Origin of the sequence: Andreprevotia sp. IGB-42 (genome assembly GCF_009848685.1) — a bacterium.
Classification (GTDB): Bacteria; Pseudomonadota; Gammaproteobacteria; order Burkholderiales; family Chitinibacteraceae; genus Andreprevotia.
In genome coordinates, this window is the sequence record NZ_WXTX01000017.1 from 24,112 (window position 1) to 41,462 (window position 17,351).

Consider the following 17,351-nt stretch of genomic DNA (forward strand, 5'->3'; position numbering starts at 1 on the left):
CCAGTGGATTCCAGTGGAATCCCTTGGAACCAATTTGAAGGAGATTCGAAATGACGAGCGCAAAATCGGGTAAGTTCGGGCTGATGGCATGGGCCAAGGCGGCAGTAGCGGTTGCTGGCCTGGGTTCGGTGTTGTTGTTGAGCGCGTGTAACAGTGACGATGCGATCGATGATCGTCTTGGCCTCAGCAAGCCATCGCTGCGTGTGGTGCATGCGTTCCCCAATGGTCCCAAGGTTGACTTCCTGGCCAACGGTAATTCGATAGCGGCTGGCGCTGATTATCTTTATACCAAGCCCTACGGCAATATCGATGATGTCACTACCACGGTGATTGCGAATCTCGCAGGCACCACTACCCAGGTTTCCTCGTCGGGTGAATTCAAGGCCGCTACCGGTCACAAGTACACCTATCTGTTTGTTGCCGGCACCGGCGCTGCCAATGATGGCGTGTTGATTGACGACCCATATGAAAAAGGCCTGTTCTCCGACAAGGCCCGCGTGCGCGCATTCAATGCCGCATTCAATACCGGCAATGTCGATATCTATTTCCTGAAGGAAGGTCAGAGCATTGATACTGCTACACCGCAATTTGCTGCAGTAGGCTTCAAGAAGGCTTTGCCTGAATCAGGCAAGGATTCGTACAACACCGATGGTGGTGTGGTGCGTGTGGTTGTCACCAATGCAGGCTCCAAGCAACCCATCTTTACCTCGCAATCGGTATCGCTCACATCCAATGCCGATTGGCTGGTGACCGTTCTTCCCAAGGAAGGTATTGCATCGGTATTGCCTGACCAGATCAAGGTGCTGATCGTGAAGACCGGCGATACCAGCGGGGTTGAGTTGACGCCGGAAACCGTTATTTCTCCGACACCGGCCCCGACCGTCATTCCGACCCTGACCCCTACAACGACACCGACAGTCACTCCGGTGCCGTAAATGCGCGGTATGGCACGAGGCGCGTGAAATGAAAAGCCGGAAGCCGCAATACAGCGGTTTCCGGCCATCGCCACTGATCGCGTTGCTGATCGGTGGGCTACAAGCGATATCTTGTCAGTCTTATACCTTGCCGCAATACAGGAACATCGCAAAGCGCTTCCATGGCGGTGCGTCATTCAACCCCTGAGTTTTGCCCATGTGGGTGCTGTCCGCCCAATCCAGCGCTGCGGCCAGGTAATCCTCCAGGCTTTGCTGCGGCCAGCTTGCCGCGTGTTCAAGCCGGTCCTGCTGTAATGCGTGGGCAAAAGCCAGGAAGCTGGTGGCATCGGTTACGTTCTGCAGTCGTTCGTACAGCGTCATGCGGGGATTCCGGCAGGGAAGGGGAAATGCTTAGACGTGCTTGCGCGGGGCCGGCTGGTTCAGCGCCAGCCAGTAGCTGCCCAGCTCACGCGATGCGGTGACGAATTGATCGTAATCCACCGGCTTCTGCACGTAACTGTTGGCAAAGTTCTCATACGCGGCCATGCGATCGCGCTCTTCGATGGATGAGGTAAGAATGATCACCGGCAGGTGGCGGATGCGTTCATCCTGGCGTATTGCCTTGAGCACATCGATGCCGGAAAGCCGCGGCATGTTCAGGTCCAGCAGCACGATCGCCGGAATATCCTGCACGTTGCGCCCGGCGTACGCACCCTGTGCAAACAGGTAATCCAGCGCTTCGACGCCATCGCGCGCGCGTATCACCGGGTTGTGGATGCGTGCCTCTACAAAGGCCATCGCGGTGAGTTCGGCATCCGCATCGTTATCGTCCACCAGCAGAATGGCTTGCGGCCCGATCATCGTATGCATTCCATGCGCGTGCCCCTGTAAGGTTTTTGCTGTCGTTTCACAAAATCTAGGGCCTGGCTGGCATAGCGTCAAGCGGGGCGCGTCATGCGGCGCTGGTCCGGGCTGGCTTCGGCCACAGTGACGAGCATCCGCGCAGTTGCGGCCATGCCTGCCAACCTGACGGCACCTATCGTAACGCATCGCGCAGGTGACCGGCGGCAATGCAGCGGGAAAGCATCGCTTTGTGGTCGTCTGCCCGTGCTGCGATCCGGTTGCACAGGCTAGCGCGGGGCCGGCCGTCATGCATGCAAAACTTGCGGCCTGTTCTGACAGCTAGCAGGCCATGAAGCGCCTATGCTGAAGCGGTATCGCAGCCGCGTCTGCAGCAATGCATGCGCGATTTCATTCGGCAGTTCTGGTCAAGGAGTCATCATGGCTACAAAGGTACTTGCGCTGGTAGGCGGCATCAGCAGCACATCGATCAATCAAAGCCTGTTTCGCGCGCTGCAAAAGCTCGCACCGGCCGGCTACGAACTCACGCAGTTCGATATCAAGACCCTGCCTTACTTCAGCCAGGATCTGGAAGCCGATCCGCCCCAAGAAGCAAAAACCCTGCGTGAACAGGTACAGGCAGCGGATGCCATCCTGTTTATCACCCCGGAATACAACCGTTCCATTCCCGGCGTGCTCAAGAATGCCATCGACTGGGCCTCACGTCCGTACGGGCAAAGCAAGTGGGATGGCAAGACCGCTGGTGTGCTAGGGGCATCGGTGGGGGCCATCGGTACTTTTGGCGCACAGCATCACCTGCGCCAGACCCTCGCATACCTGAACCTGCGCGTGCTCGGCCAGCCGGAGGCCTACCTGAACATCAGCCAATCGCTGGAAAACGGCGAAATCACCAACGAGAAAACGCTGGAATTCCTGCGTGGCTACTGGCAAACCTTCAGCGAATGGGTCGAGCACAACCGCGGTTGATCGGCGGCCCGGCATTGCTCAGCGCACGGGCTTTTGCCTGCCCGTGCGTTTTGCCGCACTGCTGCCGGCCTCCGCAACCGGCATCGGTGTTGGCCAGCGGCCCGCATCCGGCAGGTGCATCGCATACGGGTAAAGCCGGCGCACCTTCAGCACGTACTGGCGGGTTTCATCATACGGCGGTACGCCGCGATGCCGGTCCACCGCCTTTTCGCCCGCGTTGTAGCCTGCTACGGCCAGTGCCACATTGCCCTGGTAGCGATCCAGCAGCCAGCGCAGGTAGCGCAGGCCACCACGGATATTCTGGCTGGCGTTATATGCATCCCGCACGTTGAAGCGGTCTGCGGTGGCCGGGATCAGCTGCATCACGCCCATTGCGTAGGCATCGGAGCGCGCGCCGGGCTCGAAGCGTGATTCCACCGTGGCGATGGTCAGCGCCAGCCGCGGGTCTACGTCATACCAGCCTGCCATCCGCTCCACCAGTTCGGCCACCCAGCGCTTGCGTTTGGGCAGCCCGGCAATGATCTCGTCCAGGTCCAGCGTGGCCTGCAGGTTGACCGGCGCATGCGCCGGGTCCACATTGCCCAGCACGCAGGGCGGCAATGCATCCGCGCTGTAGCGTATGGTTTCCAGCATCGACTGGGCCTCGGCATGGCCTTGTTGCGCAGCGATCGAAAACAGGCTGGCTGCGGCCTTGCGGTCTTCCGGCACGCCGGCGCCAAATGCATACAGGATGCCCAGCCGGTATTGCGCCTCTGTCACGCCCAGCCGCGCGGCGCGGCAATAGCGTGCCGCCGCGCCCCACGGGTCGGCGCTTTCCATTTTTGCTGCGATCTGCAGCGCCTGGCGCACCGAAGCCGGCTCGTCAGGATTGAAGTTGGGGGATCCGCCAGCCAGCAGGGCGGCCAGCGCCAGCGTCAGCATGTGCTGTGCTTTGCCGGCCAGGGCCGGCGGTGGGGTGATCCAGGCAGCATACGCGGCCAGCGCGCCAGATCGTAAGCTGATTGCTGTCTGGTATGGACAGAAGGTGGCATCGTGCGCTTTCAGCCCGGGGCTGACAAGGCCGGCAAGCCGTGGCGCCAGCGCGCATCGTTGCAGCGCTCGTCGCCAGCATCGAATTCGCGACAGGTTGACGAACGCGCGGCGTAGATGCTGCAGCCGACCGCCACGCCCACGGTGCCCTGCAGCGCCACGCAATGCACCGGTTTATGTTCGGTACCGCGCATCGCAACATGGTGGGGTGTCACCGGTATGGTCAGGTGGGCGGGCACCGTGCCACCGGGGGCGGCGTCAGTTTCGCCCCAGTAAAAGGACACGCGGTAGCTGGCGCAACATGCGCCACAGCTTTGACAGGCTTCGCTCATTGCTTGTGCCATGAAATGCGAAGCGCTGATTCTAGCCTGTTGCCGCATGCACTCAAACGCTTGTCTTGCGTGACACCCTGATCGGCGTCCGCGGCAGTGCGCTGCCATACTCGCAGCTTGATACCGCAAGGATGCTCTCATGTCGCAAACCCCTCCATTGCTGCGCCTGTGGCGGCGCTTTGCCGGCAAGCCGGCCGGGAAGTGGTTGTTCTCCCGGCTGGTCTGTTTCAAGGCCCCGTATTTCGGCTCGATTTCGCCACGCTTTGTCGATCTGGCGCCGGGCCGCGCCGAACTCACCATCAGGAAACGCCGCGCGGTATGCAACCACATCGGCACCGTGCACGCGATTGCCATGTGCAATATGGCCGAGCTGGCCGCCGGCACCATGACTGATGTGACCATCCCTGCCAGCCACCGCTGGATACCCAGGGGCATGCATGTTGAATACCTGAAAAAGGCCGAAACCGATCTGCGCGCCGTCGCACAGGTCGATGCGCCGGACATATGGGGCGAGGGTTTTGCGCTGCCGGTGCTGGTGGAGGTATTCGATCGTGGCGGCGAAGTGGTGGTGCGCGCCACGATTTCGATGTGGGTATCCCGCAAGCCCGGCCAGGCGGGTTGAACGCGCTGCCCACTGCCGTGCAGGGGCACATGTCCGTATCATGCTCGCTTTGTGGTAGCAGCAGCGGGAAGCAGCGTGGCAGCAATCGATATCGTTTATTTATGGGTGAACGGCGCAGACCCGGCGTGGCAGGCCAGGCGCTCGGCCGCGTGGAGTGCATGGCTTGCCGCCAACCCGGCCATGCTGGCGCGTTACGGCAATGTGGCCGGGCGCTACCGTGATAACGGCGAGCTGCGCTACAGCCTGCGCACGCTGGAGCGCTTTTACCCCGATCATGGCCATGTCTACCTGGTGACGGACGCGCAGCGACCAGACTGGTTGCGCGAGCACCCGCAGCTGACCGTCATCGATCACGCGGATCTCATTCCCGCTGGCCGCCGGCCGGTGTTCGATGCCGGCAATATCGAATCGTATATCCATCATATTCCCGGCTTGTCAGAGCGCTTCATCTACTGCAACGACGACGTGTTCTTTGGTGCGCCGTTTGACGCGGACAGCCTGTTCGGCCCACCCGGCCTCGTCGTATACCGGGAAGTGGCCATGGTGCCCGACTACATGGCGCTGCAGCCGGATGAAACCGCACTGGTGAACGCGGCCGTGCTGTCGCGCCAGTGGCTGTCCATGCAACTGCCCGGATATACCCACGTTGCCGCAGCGTATGCGCATATCCCGCGCGGCCTGCTCCGGAACACGCTGTTCCAGCTGGAGGAACAGGCGGCCGATCTGTTTGCGCGGGTACGCGGCACCACCTTCCGCAGTTGGCAAACCCCGCCGGTACTCACTGATCTGTACCTGCGCTGGATGGCTGCCAGCGGGCAGGCTGCAGAACGGGTGATCGAACCCTGCTACCTGAGTACCGGCGATGCGGATGCCGCTGCACAGTTCGCGCGCCTGGAGGCCGGTTTCGGCCACATCCCGTTTTTCTGCATCAACGATACCAGCGACGATGCACCCGATGATGATCCTGCACTGCTGCGGGTAGCGACTACGCTGCGCCGCCTGTTGCCGCAGCCGTCGCGTTTCGAGCGTTGAACTGCTGCCGCAGCGTCATGGCGCTGTGGTAGCAGGTCAGCGCAATCGCAATCCAGATCGGCACATAGGTGCCCAGGCTGCTGGCGCTGAATGGCTCGCCAAGCAAAACGATGGAAATCACGAACAACAGCGCCGGTTCCACATAACCGAGGATGCCCAGCAGGCCCATGGGTAGCAGCCGGCTGGCTGCCAGGTAGCAGGCAAACGCCAATGCGCTCATCGCGCCCAGGCAAGGCAATAGCCACCATAGCGCCGGCTTGCTCGCCAGTGCTGCAATGGCCGCATGGTGGGTGGCCAAGTGGTAGGCCGCCCACGGCAGTATGCACAAGATCTCCAGCAGAAAACCGCTGACCGGCTCCAGCCGCACCCGGCGGCGCAGCATCAGGTAGGGCGGGTAGCCCAGCGCGGTGAGCAGCGTCACCCACGAGAACGCACGCGTCAGCCAGAGTTCGTGCAATACGCCCGCCAGAGCAAAGGCCACTGCCATCCATTGCAGCGGGCTCAGCTTCTCGCCATAGAACAGCTTGCCAACCAGTACCATCACCAGTGGCAGCAGGAAGTAACCCAGCGATACTTCCAGCAGCCGGCCTTCCAGCGGCGCCCACATGAACAGCCATTGCTGTACCGCCAGCAGCGCCGCGCAGGCGGGCAGCGCCAGCCATAGCCGTGGTTCTTTGCCAAAGCGCGCCAGCATCGTCCGGAACCGCGGCCCGTGCCGCAGCAGCGCCAGCACGATCACCATGCCGGGTATGGTCCAGACGATGCGCCAGGCAAAAATGTCCAGCCCGGCCAGCGGGGTAAGCAAAGTGGTGAACCAGCCCAGTGCGGCAAATACGCAGGAAGCGACAACGGAGAGCGCAACGCCCTTGCCGGGCAATGCAGATGGATTTCGATCAGGCATGCCGGATGCTAACAAGTGCTGTAGCCGCTGGCTGTCGTGGCTTTCCACGATGAGCGTTAGACTGACGGTTTTTGCACGGGGTACCCATATGTTTGCAGCAGGCCAGCATTTCCGTCACATGGACGGCGGCTTCTATCGTTTCATCGCGGAAGCGCGCCATAGCGAGGACCTGAGCCCGATGATCGTCTACCAGCACCTGTGGCCGTTCGATCCTGGCGTATGGGTGCGTCCGGCGGGCGAATGGGCGGGGCGCTTCACGCCGGTGGAAGAGAATGTGGTGATCCGGGGCATGCAGGGTGATCGCACCGCTGCACAAGCGGCAGTCGAGATCGCACGGAATACCCGGCGTGCTGGCTGATTGCCGGCAGGCTGGCTCCGGCCGGGGCTGCTGTACGGTCTGCTGCTCTTGTCGCGTTGCACGGTTCGTGCCAGCGTGGGGCAGCGACAGACGTAAAAAAACCCGGATCGCTCCGGGTTTTTCCTGCAGCTACAACTCAAGCGCTGATTAGGCAGCCTTGATGTTGGAAGCTTGCTTGCCCTTCGGGCCGGTGGTGACGTCGAAAGTCACGCGCTGGCCTTCAGCCAGGCTCTTGAAGCCGTTGGACTGAATTTGCGAGAAATGCGCGAACAGGTCATCGCCGCCTTCGTCAGGAGTGATGAAGCCGAAGCCCTTGGAGTCGTTGAACCACTTAACGGTACCGTTAGCCATGATAAATCCTTGGTATGAAATGAGTATTTGAAAAGACGAGCCGAAGCCCGGGTGCATGACAGATCAAGGGAATTGGCAAAACGAGGTAATCGCTACAACGAACACCGCAACTTCACGGCTTGATAAATCCTGCGACGACCTTTTTACGCATGTTTGCTGGGGTGTGCAAGCTTTTTCTTATCCATCGATCGTTGTTTCTGCGGCAACGGTCAATATTTGGCTGCGATAAACGGCAATGCACTGTAGAATATGCGCTTCGCCCGGGTTGGGCGTGTGAGTAGTACCCGTTAGCCAACCCGACAATTTTCGCCGTCGTCTACTATTCTATTGGCAGGACGGCGTGACCCGCGTTGAACTGTTCCTGCATCTGGCTTGCTGTCTCCCAGCTCGCCTGTATCCGGTTTCGTTCATCCTTGCGCCTTATGCCGGCGCCTGGCGCCACATCGTGGCGAGCTCACCGGAGTACCAAACAATGGCAAAAGAAGACCTGCTTGAAATGGAAGGCGTAGTCACCGAACTGCTGCCTGATTCGCGCTTTCGCGTGACGCTCGACAACGGTGTTGAAATCAACGCCTATACCTCGGGCAAGATGAAGAAACACCGTATCCGCGTGCTGGCCGGCGACAAGGTCACCGTGGAGATGTCGCCGTATGACCTGACCAAGGGCCGTGTGAGCTTCCGCCACAAGGACGAGCGTCAGTCCGGCCCGCCGCCGACACGTCCTGGTTACGTGCGTCGCTGATCAAACGCCCCTCGGGGCGTTTTTTTTTTCGTCTTTCCCTGTCGGCCCGGTGGCCTGCCGTCGGTCTGGATGGTTTCTTTTTGCCCGTTGCCCGGTCGTAAACTGGTCTTGCGAAGCACTTAACAAGCTGTCGCAAAGACGGCGTGATCTGATTGTTCAACCAGGCCGGGGTGTGTTGCATCCAGCAATGCGTGCTGGCCAGCTTCGGAGCAAATCATGGAAAAGTACGTCAGTTACCAAGGCCCGCTGCTGCGGGCTGTGGAAGCATTACCGCAACCCCAATCCGGGCGGGAACGCCGCAATGCCGAGCGGCGCATGTTGCCCAGCCCGGATGATGCTTTCTGGCACTGGGCCAATCACTTCCTGAATGGCAATGAACGCCGCGGCGCCAGCGGTCGACGTGAAGAAGATCGCCTGCACTGATTTGATTCTGGATACGCAGGCTTGCCGCAGCTGCGGCGAAACACCGGCGCCATGCCGGTGTTTTCAATCGCAGGCCACGTTCCGAAGCATCAATCGCCTCCGGCAGCGATCCTGGCGCGCCGGGCCAATTCTTTTTCGCTGGGTTCCGTTTCCCCGCCTATGGGGCCAGACCGGATTTCCCCGGCTGGTACATAGGTACTCATCAATACGCCGGTACCCGAGACCTTCGAACCCACCAGCCGCAGTGCAGTTGGCCGTGCACCGTATTCGAACAGCCGCTTGCCATGGCCAAGCACCACCGGATATACCCACACGTTGTATTCGTCGATGAGTGATGCAGCTTGCAAGGTCTGGATCAGGTTGCCGCTGCCGATGATCTGCAGATCAGGCCCGGGCTGTGCCTTGAGTGCGGTGATGGCGGTAACCACATCGCCGTCCAGCAGGGATGCGTTTTGCCAGTCCAGTGATTGCAAGGTGCGCGAGGCCACGTGTTTTTTTGCTGCGTTCAGCGTTGTCGCAATCGGGTTGTCCGCCTGCTGGTAAGGCCAGTACGCTTCGAATATCTGATAGGTTTTGCGGCCAAGCACCAGTTCCCGGTCCTTGCCATCGAAACCTGCTGCAGAGATATCCATCGCCGGATCCCCGAACGCATACAGCCAGCCACCCTGGGTGAAGTTGCCGCCCGGATCTTCGGTCGGCCCGCCGGGGGCCTGCATGATACCGTCCAGCGATACGAATGTGGATGCGATGAGTTTCCGCATATAAGCCTCCCGCGAATGCATGGTTACGGGGCTGGCGCGCAGACCGGCGGGTCTACCCGGGTTTGCCGTCAGCACTAAAGCGGATTATCGCTGGCTGGCCGGAAAGCGCAAAGCCACACTGGGTGGCGTTCAATGGCAAGGGGGCGGTGATCTGTTGGGCGGGAAGTGGCGGCTGTCGTTTGCAGCGGCGGATTGGTGGCGAAGAAAACGGGGTAGGGAGCGTCTTGCGCATCACCGCCTTGCGGATGCGGGCCTGGCGATAGTGGTGGCGGCAAGTTTCCCCGGTCGGCGCTCGCCTTTCCCGGCAAGCGGCCTGCCAAAACAGCCGCGCGTTGCCTTGTCGGCGGCGCGCGCTTCGGAATGGTTCGCTGCACGCAGCGCAGCGGATCAGCCGCCGATCAACCGCATCTTGTAGCGCTTGCCCTTGATATTGCAGTCGGCCAGACGCTTGAGTGCCTTGTGGGCAATGCGCTGGTTGAGCGCCACATAGCTGATGAACTCGGTGATGTTGATCTTGCCGATATCGCTGCCGGCAAGGCCGCCTTCGCCGGTAAATGCTCCCAGGATGTCGCCAGGACGCAGCTTTTCCTTCTTGCCGCCGGAAATGCACAGCGTCACCATCGCCGGTTCGCGTGGTTCGGTGCCCGGCGTCAGCGTATCCAGGCCGAACCATTGTGCCGGCGCATTCTGGTATTCCTCGATCAGCTTCACCCACTTCTTTTCAGCAGCTGAGGCCAGGCTCACCGCCAGGCCACAGTCTTCACCGCGGCCGGTACGACCGATGCGATGGATGTGCACTTCGGTATCGCGCGATACGTCCACGTTGATCACCACATCCAGCGTGCTGATATCCAGCCCGCGTGCCGCCACATCGGTCGCCACCAGCACCGAGCAGCTGCGGTTGGCAAAGCGGATGAGGATTTCATCACGGTCACGCTGCTCCAGGTCGCCATACAGCGCCAGCGCGGCAAAACCCTGTTCCTGCAGCATGGCCGCCAGTTCGCGGCAGTGGATCTTGGTATTGCAGAACACCAGCGCCGATTTGGGACGGAAATGATCCAGCACCAGTGCCACTGCGGCATTACGCTCTTCATGCACCACTTCGTAGAAGCGTTGTTCGATCTGGCCGGAATCGTGTAGTGATTCCACGCGGATTTCCACCGGGCTCTTCAGGAAACGCGCGCTTTCCTTGCGGATGGTATCGGGATAGGTGGCCGAGAACATCAGGGTCTGGCGGCGCTTGGGGCAGGCGCTGACGATGCCGGCAATATCATCGTAGAAGCCCATGTCCACCATACGGTCTGCCTCATCAAGCACCAGCGTGCTGATGGTATTGAGGATGATGGTGCCGCGGCCCAGGTGATCGCGGATGCGGCCCGGCGTGCCGACAACGATGTGCGCGCCATGCTCCAGCGAGCCGATTTGCGGCCCCATGGGTGAACCGCCGCACAGGCTGAGGATCTTGATGTTCTCGATATGGCGGGCCAGCCGGCGCAGTTCCTTGGCCACCTGATCGGCCAGTTCGCGCGTGGGGCAGAGCACCAGCGCCTGGATACCGAAGAATTTGGGGTTCACATGCGACAGGATGCCGATGCCGAAGGCGGCGGTTTTACCGCTGCCGGTCTTGGCTTGCGCAATCAGGTCATGACCATCAAGCACGATGGGCAGGCTCTTGGCCTGGATCGGCGTCATGTTCTGATAACCCAGGCTGTCGAGGTTGGCGAGAAACGCTGGCGGCAAGTCGAGGGCGGAAAAAGGTGCTTTGTTCACAAGGACTTGCCGGTTGATCAGAAGGGGCAATAGTCTAACAGGCGGCGCGCATCGGGGATAGCCGACACACCGGTTTCGCTGCCGCTCATCGCGGCCTCAGGCTGGAATGCTGCGCTGGTTGAGCAGGTGCCGGATCAGTGCGTTGAGCCGCATCAGGTCGATCGGCTTGGCAATGAAGGCATTCATGCCGGCGTCCATGCATTGCGTTTCGTTGTCACTGCCTGCATTGGCGGTCAGCGCAATGATGGGCCAGTCACGGCTGTGCGGATCGCTGCGCAAATGCTGCGCGGCGGTCAGGCCATCCATCCGTGGCATCTGCCAATCCATCAGGACCAGATCGAAGTCGAAACGGCTGGCCAGTTGCACCGCCTCCACGCCATCCTGTGCTACCACTACTTCAAAACCCTGCTTGGCGAGGAAGTAGCTGAGCACACGCTGGTTCACCGTACTGTCTTCCGCCAGCAGGATACGGCGTTGATCCAGCGGCGCATGCGCAGCGCCGGTCAGCGGCACCGCTGGCGGTATCGGCGCCAGCAGCGCGCTCAGTTGCCTGACCAGGTATTGCCGGTTGATCAGCGGCAGCTTCAGCACGCGCGCATTGGGCGGCAGTTCGCGCTGCACGTCCCAACTGAGCAACAGCAGCGCCCTGGCATCCGGCCAATCCAGCGCGCTGCGGCACAACACCACGTCGGCTTCCTCCGGCTTCACCCATTCCACCAGCGCTGCGGTCAGGCATTGCTCGATCTGTTCGCGGTAGGCACTCTCGCAGCCCCAAGCCAGCTTGCGCCCGGCCAGCGTGGCGAGGTCGCGCGTGATGGGCTGCCAGTGTTCCTTCCAGATCGCACCAACAGGTGCGGGATTGGCGGGCAGGGTGAACCAGAATGTTGCACCCCGTTCCTCAAAGCTGGTCACGCCGATTTCGCCGCCCATCTGCTCTACCAGCAGCTTGCAGATTGCCAGCCCCAGCCCGGTACCACCGTAGCGGCGGGTAGAGCTGGAATCGATCTGGTAAAAACGCTGGAAAAGTTGCGGTAATTTATCGGTGGCAATGCCGATGCCGGTATCGCTGACCGTCAGCCGCACACCGGCCGGATCTGGCGCCACATGTACCGCCACTTCGCCGTGCTCGGTAAATTTCAGCGCATTGCCGATCAGGTTGACCAGCACCTGCTTGAGGCGCATCGCATCGCCCAGGTAGCCACTGTTCAGATCGGCAGCGACATCAAGCTTGAGCGCCAGCCGTTTTTCCGCCGCGCGCGCACCCAGCATGGTGCACGCTTCGGCGGCGGCCACGCGCAGGTCGAATGGCTTGCTTTCGAGTACGAACTTGCCTGCTTCGATCTTGGAAAAATCCAGCAGGTCGTTGATCAGAGACAACAGGGTATCGCCCGAATGCGCGATGGTATCCGCGTATTCGATCTGCTCGGCCGAGAGCGGCGTATCGCGCAGCAGCTGGACAAAACCCAGCACGCCATTGAGTGGCGTGCGGATTTCATGGCTGATGGTGGCCAGGAATTCGCTCTTGGCACGGCTGGCGGCTTCGGCGTAGTCACGCGCGCTGGCCAGTTGCTGGTTGAGCGCACGCATTTCCTGTTCCACCCGCTTCACGCCGATCAACTGCGACAGGATGGCGGCAAACAGCTTGAGCATTTCGCGCTGCGACGGTTGCAGCGGCCGGCGGCGCAGGAAATTGTCTGCAGAGATCCAGCCCACCATCTTGCCATCCAGCCACAGTCCGATCAGCGCATTCCAGCCACGGCCCACCACCACCTTGTTGTAGTAGAGCGCTGCATCTTCATTGGCGATGACTTCGCCGGGGCGCTTGAGGCTTTCATCGAACATCGGGTGCACCGGCAAGGTGCTCAGGAACCAGTGCTCGTCGGTCAGCTCGCCATTGTTGTTGGTACCGTAGGTGCCGCGCATTTCGTTCTTGTCGAGGTCTGCCTCGAAAATGGCCATGCGGTCGATATCCAGCTCGGACAGCGAAAACGCCACTGCACGGCGATAGAGGTCATCCAGATCGGTGGCTTCGGTCAGCTTGAGGGTGACCTGGTGCAGCTTTTGCAGCAGCGCGCGGTCTTCCTCCGCGTGCATCAGGCTCACGCGCAGCCGCTCGGTGATTTCATCGGGCGAACTGTCACGCCCGTGCTCGTGGGCAATATGCCGGTCGAGCAGCAGCGTGGCGATGGTGCCGCATTCAAGATGGAACGCAGCGGAATCAAGCAGGCCGGCTACATGATCCAGGTCGATGAATTCAACATACAGCAGCCCTGCCAGTGCAGGGCCCTGCATCAAAGGCAACACCAGCCGGTACAGGGTACTGCCTTCGGTACTGCCATCGCCATCGTTATCCCAGATATCGTGCGGCGGGTAGTCAACGGGCTGGATGGATAGTGCGGGTTCGGTCAGCTGGTGCGCCAGTTCGTCCAGCGCCAGGCCATAAAAATGCTCCGGGGCTTGGGCCACGGTAAACGCCAATGGCCGCTGGCCATTGACCGCTTGCGCATGGATGGCTGCACGCGGGCCATCTGGCAGGATCAGGAACGCGCGCTTGCCGTGGAACGCCGCCAGTGTGCGATTGATCAACTCCAGGCAAAACCGCTCCCAATCGCTGCTGAGCATCCATTGTTCCAGCTGCAGCCATGAGGGTTGCTCAAGGCTGGGCAGGATGCTGCGCTGCGGCGTGACAAGTTCGGTCATGTGTACCCGGTACGAAAGTTTTGAGTAATTGTACTACTTGAATTGCTTATGTTAGCTAGGTGGACAACAAGTTTCCACGTCAGTCGCGCATCGTTTCGCACTGGCCTCTGCGCGAGGGTCAAAGGCGTGCCGCCACAGGCCGGGCCGCGTATAATTGCTGGTTTTTACTCAAGTTTTCAGCAACATGCCCATTGCCAAGATCGAATCGCTAGACTTTGAAGGCCACGGCGTAGCGCACGTTGATGGCAAGACCATTTTCATCGATGGTGCACTGCCGTTCGAAACGGTGACCTACAGCAGCTATCGCAAGAAGCCCAATTTCGAGAACGCCCAGGCGATCACGATCCACAACGACAGCTTCATGCGCACCAAGCCCGCCTGTCCGCACTTTGGCGTGTGTGGCGGCTGTTCGATCCAGCACATGGAGTTCTCGGCCCAGGTAGCGGCCAAGCAGCGTGTGCTGGAAGACAATCTGCAGCGCATCGGCAACGTGCGGGCACAAGCCATGCTACCAGCCATCTACGGTCCGGAATGGGGCTATCGCCATCGTGCGCGGCTGTCCGCGCGCAACGTGGCCAAGAAGGGCACGGTGCTGGTGGGCTTCCACGAAAAGCGTTCCAGCTTCATCGCGGACATGACCGAATGCCGCGTGATGCCCAAGGCCATCTCCGACCAGTTGCCGGCGCTGCGTGAACTGGTGAAAAGCCTGTCCATTTTCGATCGCATGCCGCAGATCGAGCTGGCCGTGGGCGAGAATGTCACGGTGCTGGTGTTCCGCAATATGGAAGACATCAGCCCGGCGGACGAAACACTGTTCAAGGCGTATGCAGATGAATGGAACGTGCAGATCTGGCTGCAGCCCAAGGGCCCGGATACCGCGTACCCGCTGTACCCGCTGGATGCACCGGCGCTGACCTATGTGTTGCCGGAGTTCGGCATCGAAATGCCGTTCAAGCCTACCGAGTTCACGCAGGTGAACCACGCGGTCAACCGCGTGATGGTGGAACGGGCGATCAACCTGCTCGATCCGCAGCCGGGCGAAACCATTGCCGATATGTTCTGTGGCCTGGGTAACTTCACGCTGCCGATTGCGCGCCGTGGCGCCAGGGTGCTGGGCATGGAAGGCAGCAAGCAACTGGTGGAGCGCGCATTCGAAGGTGCGCGCCACAACCGGCTGGAGCACCTGACGGATTTCACTGTGGCCAACCTGTTCGAAATGACCGAGGAATGGCTGGACAAGCTGGGCCGCTTCGACAAGATGCTGATCGACCCGCCGCGCGATGGCGCCATCGAACTGGTGAAAGCCATCAGCGCCGAACACGGCCCCAAGCGCATCGTCTATGTGTCGTGCAGCCCGTCCACGCTGGCGCGCGACGCCAACGTGCTGGTGAATGTGAAGGGCTATACCATGATGTCGGCCGGCATCATCAACATGTTCCCGCATACCGCGCATGTGGAATCGATTGCCTGGTTCGAAAAGACCGGCCCTGGCCTCACGCGTGCCGAAGTGGCGGATATGGAGGCGGCCGAGCTGGCGCAACGCGAAGCCGTGAAGGCCGAGCAGAAAGCGGCGCAAGCCGCTGCGGCAGAAGCCAAGGCGATCAAGGACGCCGCAGCGGCGGCGCTGAAGGAAGAAGCACGCGCCGCCAAGGCCATCGAGAAGCAAGCGCGCCGCGCGCACTACCTTGCCACGCAGGCGGCACTGGCTGCGGGTGAGGCCACGGATGGGCAGGCAGCAGGGCAGGGCGAAGAAGGGTAGTCATTGTCGCTGGCAGGGGAAGGCCCTCGAATGCGGGCAAGGATGTGTACACAATGAAAAACGGCGGATGATTCCGCCGTTTTTCATTGATCAGGCCGTACTTATAGCCCGCCACTGGCCTTGAAGCGTTTTTCCAGGTAATGCACGCCAGATGCCATCAGCAGCGTCAGCACCAGATAGATCACCGAAATGGTCAGGTAGGGCTCCCAGTAGCGCGAGTACGCACCCGCTACCGTGCGCGCCGCATAGGCAAGCTCGGCCAGGCCGATGGCGGAAACCAGCGAGCTATCCTTCAGCAGCATGATCGCCTCGTTGCCCAGAGGCGGCAGCATGCGGCGGAACGCCTGCGGGATGATCACGAAACGCATGGTCTGCCAGTAGTTCATGCCCATCGAGCGGCTGGCTTCGAACTGGCCCTTGGCAATCGACTGGATGCCTGCGCGGAAGATCTCCGTGATATAGGCGCCCGCATTGAGCGTGAGCGCGGTCAGGCCGGACATGAATGCGCCGTATTCCTGGCGCAGCGTGCTGGCAAACTCGCCACTGATGAGGATGCCGTTGTCCGGGTGCACCAGCATGGGCATCAGCGCGAAATGGATCAGCAGGATCTGCACGAACAGCGGCGTGCCGCGGAAGAAGGTCACGTATGCGGTGGATGGCCAGCGCACCAGGAAACGTAGCGGATACTTCCACGGCCCGTGCGGCACATCGGCCAGCCGCGCCATGCCCATCATCAGGCCGATCAGCGTGCCGAACACCACTGCGATCAGCGTGATCAGCAACGTCATCTGTATGCCGTCGATGAACAGCTCGCGGTACTCCCAGATCATTTGCAACTGGAAGTTCTGCAGCGGTGGAACAGCGTGCTGCACGCTTTCCCAGAAATGGATGAAGTCCATTGAGTCTACTTTTCAAACGGTGATGATTGCGGTGCCCAGCATGAAAAGAAGCGCACACCGGTGCGCTTCTTTCAGCTCAGGCCAGATGGCCGGAAGATTTTCAGTTGCCGAAGTACTTCTTGTAGATCTTGGCGTAGCTGCCGTCGGCCTTGATGGCGGCAATGCCCTTGTTCAGCTTTTCCAGCAGCGCCTTGTTCCCCTTCTTAACGGCAAAGCCATAGTATTCCTTGGCAAAGGTGGCGTCGTCGATGGTCTTGAGCTTGTCATTCTTGTTGTTGGCGATAAAGTTGACCACCACGCCATTATCGGCCACTACGGCATCCACGCCGCCGTTCAGCAGCTCCTTGAGTGCCAGCGGGGTCGATTCGAAACGCTTGATGTTCGGGTTGGTCTTGCCCAGCAGCTTCTGCACCACTTCGTCGCCGGTGGTACCGGTTTGCACGCCCACTTTCTTGTCTTTCAGATCGGCAAACTTCACCACCTTGCTCTTGGGGCCAACAGCGATCAGCTGCTTGGCTTCAAAGTACGGATCGGAAAAATCCATGCTTTGCTTGCGTTCGTCGGTAATGGTCACTGCGGAAGCCACCACATCACGGTCGCCAGTACCCAGCGTGGCAAAAATGCCTTCCCATGGGGTATTGATGAATTTGGTCTTCAGGCCGGATTTGGCGGCGGCAGCGGTCAGCACTTCCACATCGAAGCCGACGATTTCCTTTTTCTCGTTCTGGGATTCAAACGGCGCATAGGCGGCGTCAGTTGCCACTTGCAATGGTTTGTCCGCAGCGATGGCGGAATTGGACGCAAGCACGGCGGCACAGAATGCGCCTGCCACCAGACCGAATTGACGCAGCTTCATGATAGATCCCCTCGAGTTTTGACTTTTAACCTTGGTGTGACAACGCTGCATGTTTTTTTGCATGCAGCGCTGCTT

The 17,351-nt window shown here is 60.5% G+C and carries 19 protein-coding genes; 8 read left to right on the plus strand and 11 right to left on the minus strand.

Annotation, left to right across the window (positions count from 1 at the left end):
- The first annotated feature begins 50 nt into the window (after positions 1 to 50).
- Positions 51 to 935, plus strand: a complete 885-nt coding sequence (locus tag IGB42_RS19670) for a DUF4397 domain-containing protein (RefSeq protein ID WP_159674927.1) — start codon at positions 51 to 53, stop codon at positions 933 to 935.
- Positions 936 to 1,055: 120 nt separating this feature from the next.
- Here the strand turns inward: IGB42_RS19670 and IGB42_RS19675 are convergent, their stop codons facing one another.
- The gene (locus tag IGB42_RS19675; protein ID WP_159674929.1) at positions 1,056 to 1,295 is read right to left on the minus strand and encodes a hypothetical protein; all 240 of its coding nucleotides are present in this window, start codon (positions 1,293 to 1,295) and stop codon (positions 1,056 to 1,058) included.
- Positions 1,296 to 1,325: 30 nt separating this feature from the next.
- Positions 1,326 to 1,775, minus strand: a complete 450-nt coding sequence (locus IGB42_RS19680; RefSeq protein ID WP_159674931.1) for a response regulator — start codon at positions 1,773 to 1,775, stop codon at positions 1,326 to 1,328.
- Between the two features lie 420 nt (positions 1,776 to 2,195).
- Here IGB42_RS19680 and IGB42_RS19685 point away from each other — a divergent pair, with 420 nt between their 5' ends.
- Positions 2,196 to 2,741 carry an NADPH-dependent FMN reductase gene (locus IGB42_RS19685; RefSeq protein WP_159674933.1) on the plus strand — a complete coding sequence of 182 codons (546 nt, stop codon included), beginning with the start codon at positions 2,196 to 2,198 and terminating at the stop codon, positions 2,739 to 2,741.
- Positions 2,742 to 2,759: 18 nt separating this feature from the next.
- On the opposite strand, the gene IGB42_RS19690 is transcribed toward IGB42_RS19685, so the two are convergent.
- Together IGB42_RS19690 and IGB42_RS19695 are read right to left on the minus strand one after the other, a co-directional pair.
- Entirely contained in the window at positions 2,760 to 3,662 is a 903-nt protein-coding gene (locus tag IGB42_RS19690; protein ID WP_159674935.1) for a transglycosylase SLT domain-containing protein, read from the minus strand.
- Between the two features lie 119 nt (positions 3,663 to 3,781).
- The gene (locus IGB42_RS19695; RefSeq protein WP_159674937.1) at positions 3,782 to 4,102 is read right to left on the minus strand and encodes a YkgJ family cysteine cluster protein; all 321 of its coding nucleotides are present in this window, start codon (positions 4,100 to 4,102) and stop codon (positions 3,782 to 3,784) included.
- A gap of 139 nt (positions 4,103 to 4,241) precedes the next feature.
- Between IGB42_RS19695 and IGB42_RS19700 the strand changes: the two genes are divergently transcribed.
- Positions 4,242 to 4,724 (plus strand): hotdog fold domain-containing protein, encoded by a 483-nt coding sequence (locus IGB42_RS19700; protein WP_159674939.1) that lies wholly within the window; start codon positions 4,242 to 4,244, stop codon positions 4,722 to 4,724.
- Between the two features lie 75 nt (positions 4,725 to 4,799).
- Entirely contained in the window at positions 4,800 to 5,756 is a 957-nt protein-coding gene (locus IGB42_RS19705) for a stealth family protein (RefSeq protein ID WP_201800020.1), read from the plus strand.
- Here the strand turns inward: IGB42_RS19705 and rarD are convergent.
- Positions 5,710 to 6,657: an EamA family transporter RarD gene (rarD, locus tag IGB42_RS19710; RefSeq protein WP_159674943.1), complete on the minus strand. Its 948-nt coding sequence runs from the start codon at positions 6,655 to 6,657 to the stop codon at positions 5,710 to 5,712. The genes IGB42_RS19705 and rarD overlap by 47 nt on opposite strands.
- An 88-nt stretch (positions 6,658 to 6,745) precedes the next feature.
- Between rarD and IGB42_RS19715 the strand changes: the two genes are divergently transcribed.
- The gene (locus IGB42_RS19715; protein ID WP_159674945.1) at positions 6,746 to 7,015 is read left to right on the plus strand and encodes a DUF1653 domain-containing protein; all 270 of its coding nucleotides are present in this window, start codon (positions 6,746 to 6,748) and stop codon (positions 7,013 to 7,015) included.
- A gap of 147 nt (positions 7,016 to 7,162) precedes the next feature.
- Here IGB42_RS19715 and IGB42_RS19720 read toward each other — a convergent pair whose 3' ends face one another.
- On the minus strand, positions 7,163 to 7,366 hold the full coding sequence (locus IGB42_RS19720) for a cold-shock protein (protein ID WP_159674947.1): 204 nt from the start codon (positions 7,364 to 7,366) through the stop codon (positions 7,163 to 7,165).
- Positions 7,367 to 7,838: 472 nt separating this feature from the next.
- Here IGB42_RS19720 and infA point away from each other — a divergent pair, with 472 nt between their 5' ends.
- Together infA and IGB42_RS19730 are read left to right on the plus strand one after the other, a co-directional pair.
- Positions 7,839 to 8,108, plus strand: a complete 270-nt coding sequence (infA, locus tag IGB42_RS19725) for a translation initiation factor IF-1 (protein WP_159674949.1) — start codon at positions 7,839 to 7,841, stop codon at positions 8,106 to 8,108.
- A gap of 216 nt (positions 8,109 to 8,324) precedes the next feature.
- Entirely contained in the window at positions 8,325 to 8,531 is a 207-nt protein-coding gene (locus tag IGB42_RS19730; protein ID WP_159674951.1) for a hypothetical protein, read from the plus strand.
- Positions 8,532 to 8,620: 89 nt separating this feature from the next.
- Here IGB42_RS19730 and IGB42_RS19735 read toward each other — a convergent pair whose 3' ends face one another.
- From IGB42_RS19735 to IGB42_RS19745, 3 genes are all read right to left on the minus strand, one after another.
- The gene (locus IGB42_RS19735) at positions 8,621 to 9,292 is read right to left on the minus strand and encodes a dihydrofolate reductase family protein (protein WP_159674953.1); all 672 of its coding nucleotides are present in this window, start codon (positions 9,290 to 9,292) and stop codon (positions 8,621 to 8,623) included.
- 387 nt (positions 9,293 to 9,679) lie between these two features.
- Positions 9,680 to 11,062 (minus strand): ATP-dependent RNA helicase DbpA, encoded by a 1,383-nt coding sequence (dbpA, locus tag IGB42_RS19740; RefSeq protein WP_159674955.1) that lies wholly within the window; start codon positions 11,060 to 11,062, stop codon positions 9,680 to 9,682.
- 96 nt (positions 11,063 to 11,158) lie between these two features.
- Positions 11,159 to 13,762 (minus strand): ATP-binding protein, encoded by a 2,604-nt coding sequence (locus IGB42_RS19745; protein ID WP_159674957.1) that lies wholly within the window; start codon positions 13,760 to 13,762, stop codon positions 11,159 to 11,161.
- 184 nt (positions 13,763 to 13,946) lie between these two features.
- On the opposite strand from IGB42_RS19745, the gene rlmD reads away from it, so the two are divergent.
- Entirely contained in the window at positions 13,947 to 15,521 is a 1,575-nt protein-coding gene (gene rlmD / locus IGB42_RS19750; protein ID WP_159674959.1) for a 23S rRNA (uracil(1939)-C(5))-methyltransferase RlmD, read from the plus strand.
- A gap of 101 nt (positions 15,522 to 15,622) precedes the next feature.
- On the opposite strand, the gene IGB42_RS19755 is transcribed toward rlmD, so the two are convergent.
- Positions 15,623 to 16,420, minus strand: coding sequence for an amino acid ABC transporter permease (locus tag IGB42_RS19755; protein ID WP_159674961.1), 798 nt, complete (start codon positions 16,418 to 16,420; stop codon positions 15,623 to 15,625).
- A 100-nt stretch (positions 16,421 to 16,520) separates the two neighbouring features.
- Entirely contained in the window at positions 16,521 to 17,276 is a 756-nt protein-coding gene (locus tag IGB42_RS19760) for a basic amino acid ABC transporter substrate-binding protein (RefSeq protein ID WP_159674963.1), read from the minus strand.
- Positions 17,277 to 17,351 lie beyond the last annotated feature (75 nt).

Bases quoted from the DNA above. Each gene is read 5' to 3' on its own strand.
- IGB42_RS19670 (WP_159674927.1), top strand. From the start codon at position 51: ATGACGAGCGCAAAATCGGGTAAGTTCGGGCTGATGGCATGGGCCAAG.
- IGB42_RS19675 (WP_159674929.1), bottom strand. From the start codon at position 1,295: ATGACGCTGTACGAACGACTGCAGAACGTAACCGATGCCACCAGCTTC.
- IGB42_RS19680 (WP_159674931.1), bottom strand. From the start codon at position 1,775: ATGATCGGGCCGCAAGCCATTCTGCTGGTGGACGATAACGATGCGGAT.
- IGB42_RS19685 (WP_159674933.1), top strand. From the start codon at position 2,196: ATGGCTACAAAGGTACTTGCGCTGGTAGGCGGCATCAGCAGCACATCG.
- IGB42_RS19690 (WP_159674935.1), bottom strand. From the start codon at position 3,662: ATGCTGACGCTGGCGCTGGCCGCCCTGCTGGCTGGCGGATCCCCCAAC.
- IGB42_RS19695 (WP_159674937.1), bottom strand. From the start codon at position 4,102: ATGAGCGAAGCCTGTCAAAGCTGTGGCGCATGTTGCGCCAGCTACCGC.
- IGB42_RS19700 (WP_159674939.1), top strand. From the start codon at position 4,242: ATGTCGCAAACCCCTCCATTGCTGCGCCTGTGGCGGCGCTTTGCCGGC.
- rarD (WP_159674943.1), bottom strand. From the start codon at position 6,657: ATGCCTGATCGAAATCCATCTGCATTGCCCGGCAAGGGCGTTGCGCTC.
- IGB42_RS19715 (WP_159674945.1), top strand. From the start codon at position 6,746: ATGTTTGCAGCAGGCCAGCATTTCCGTCACATGGACGGCGGCTTCTAT.
- IGB42_RS19720 (WP_159674947.1), bottom strand. From the start codon at position 7,366: ATGGCTAACGGTACCGTTAAGTGGTTCAACGACTCCAAGGGCTTCGGC.
- infA (WP_159674949.1), top strand. From the start codon at position 7,839: ATGGCAAAAGAAGACCTGCTTGAAATGGAAGGCGTAGTCACCGAACTG.
- IGB42_RS19730 (WP_159674951.1), top strand. From the start codon at position 8,325: ATGGAAAAGTACGTCAGTTACCAAGGCCCGCTGCTGCGGGCTGTGGAA.
- IGB42_RS19735 (WP_159674953.1), bottom strand. From the start codon at position 9,292: ATGCGGAAACTCATCGCATCCACATTCGTATCGCTGGACGGTATCATG.
- IGB42_RS19745 (WP_159674957.1), bottom strand. From the start codon at position 13,762: ATGACCGAACTTGTCACGCCGCAGCGCAGCATCCTGCCCAGCCTTGAG.
- rlmD (WP_159674959.1), top strand. From the start codon at position 13,947: ATGCCCATTGCCAAGATCGAATCGCTAGACTTTGAAGGCCACGGCGTA.
- IGB42_RS19755 (WP_159674961.1), bottom strand. From the start codon at position 16,420: ATGGACTTCATCCATTTCTGGGAAAGCGTGCAGCACGCTGTTCCACCG.
- IGB42_RS19760 (WP_159674963.1), bottom strand. From the start codon at position 17,276: ATGAAGCTGCGTCAATTCGGTCTGGTGGCAGGCGCATTCTGTGCCGCC.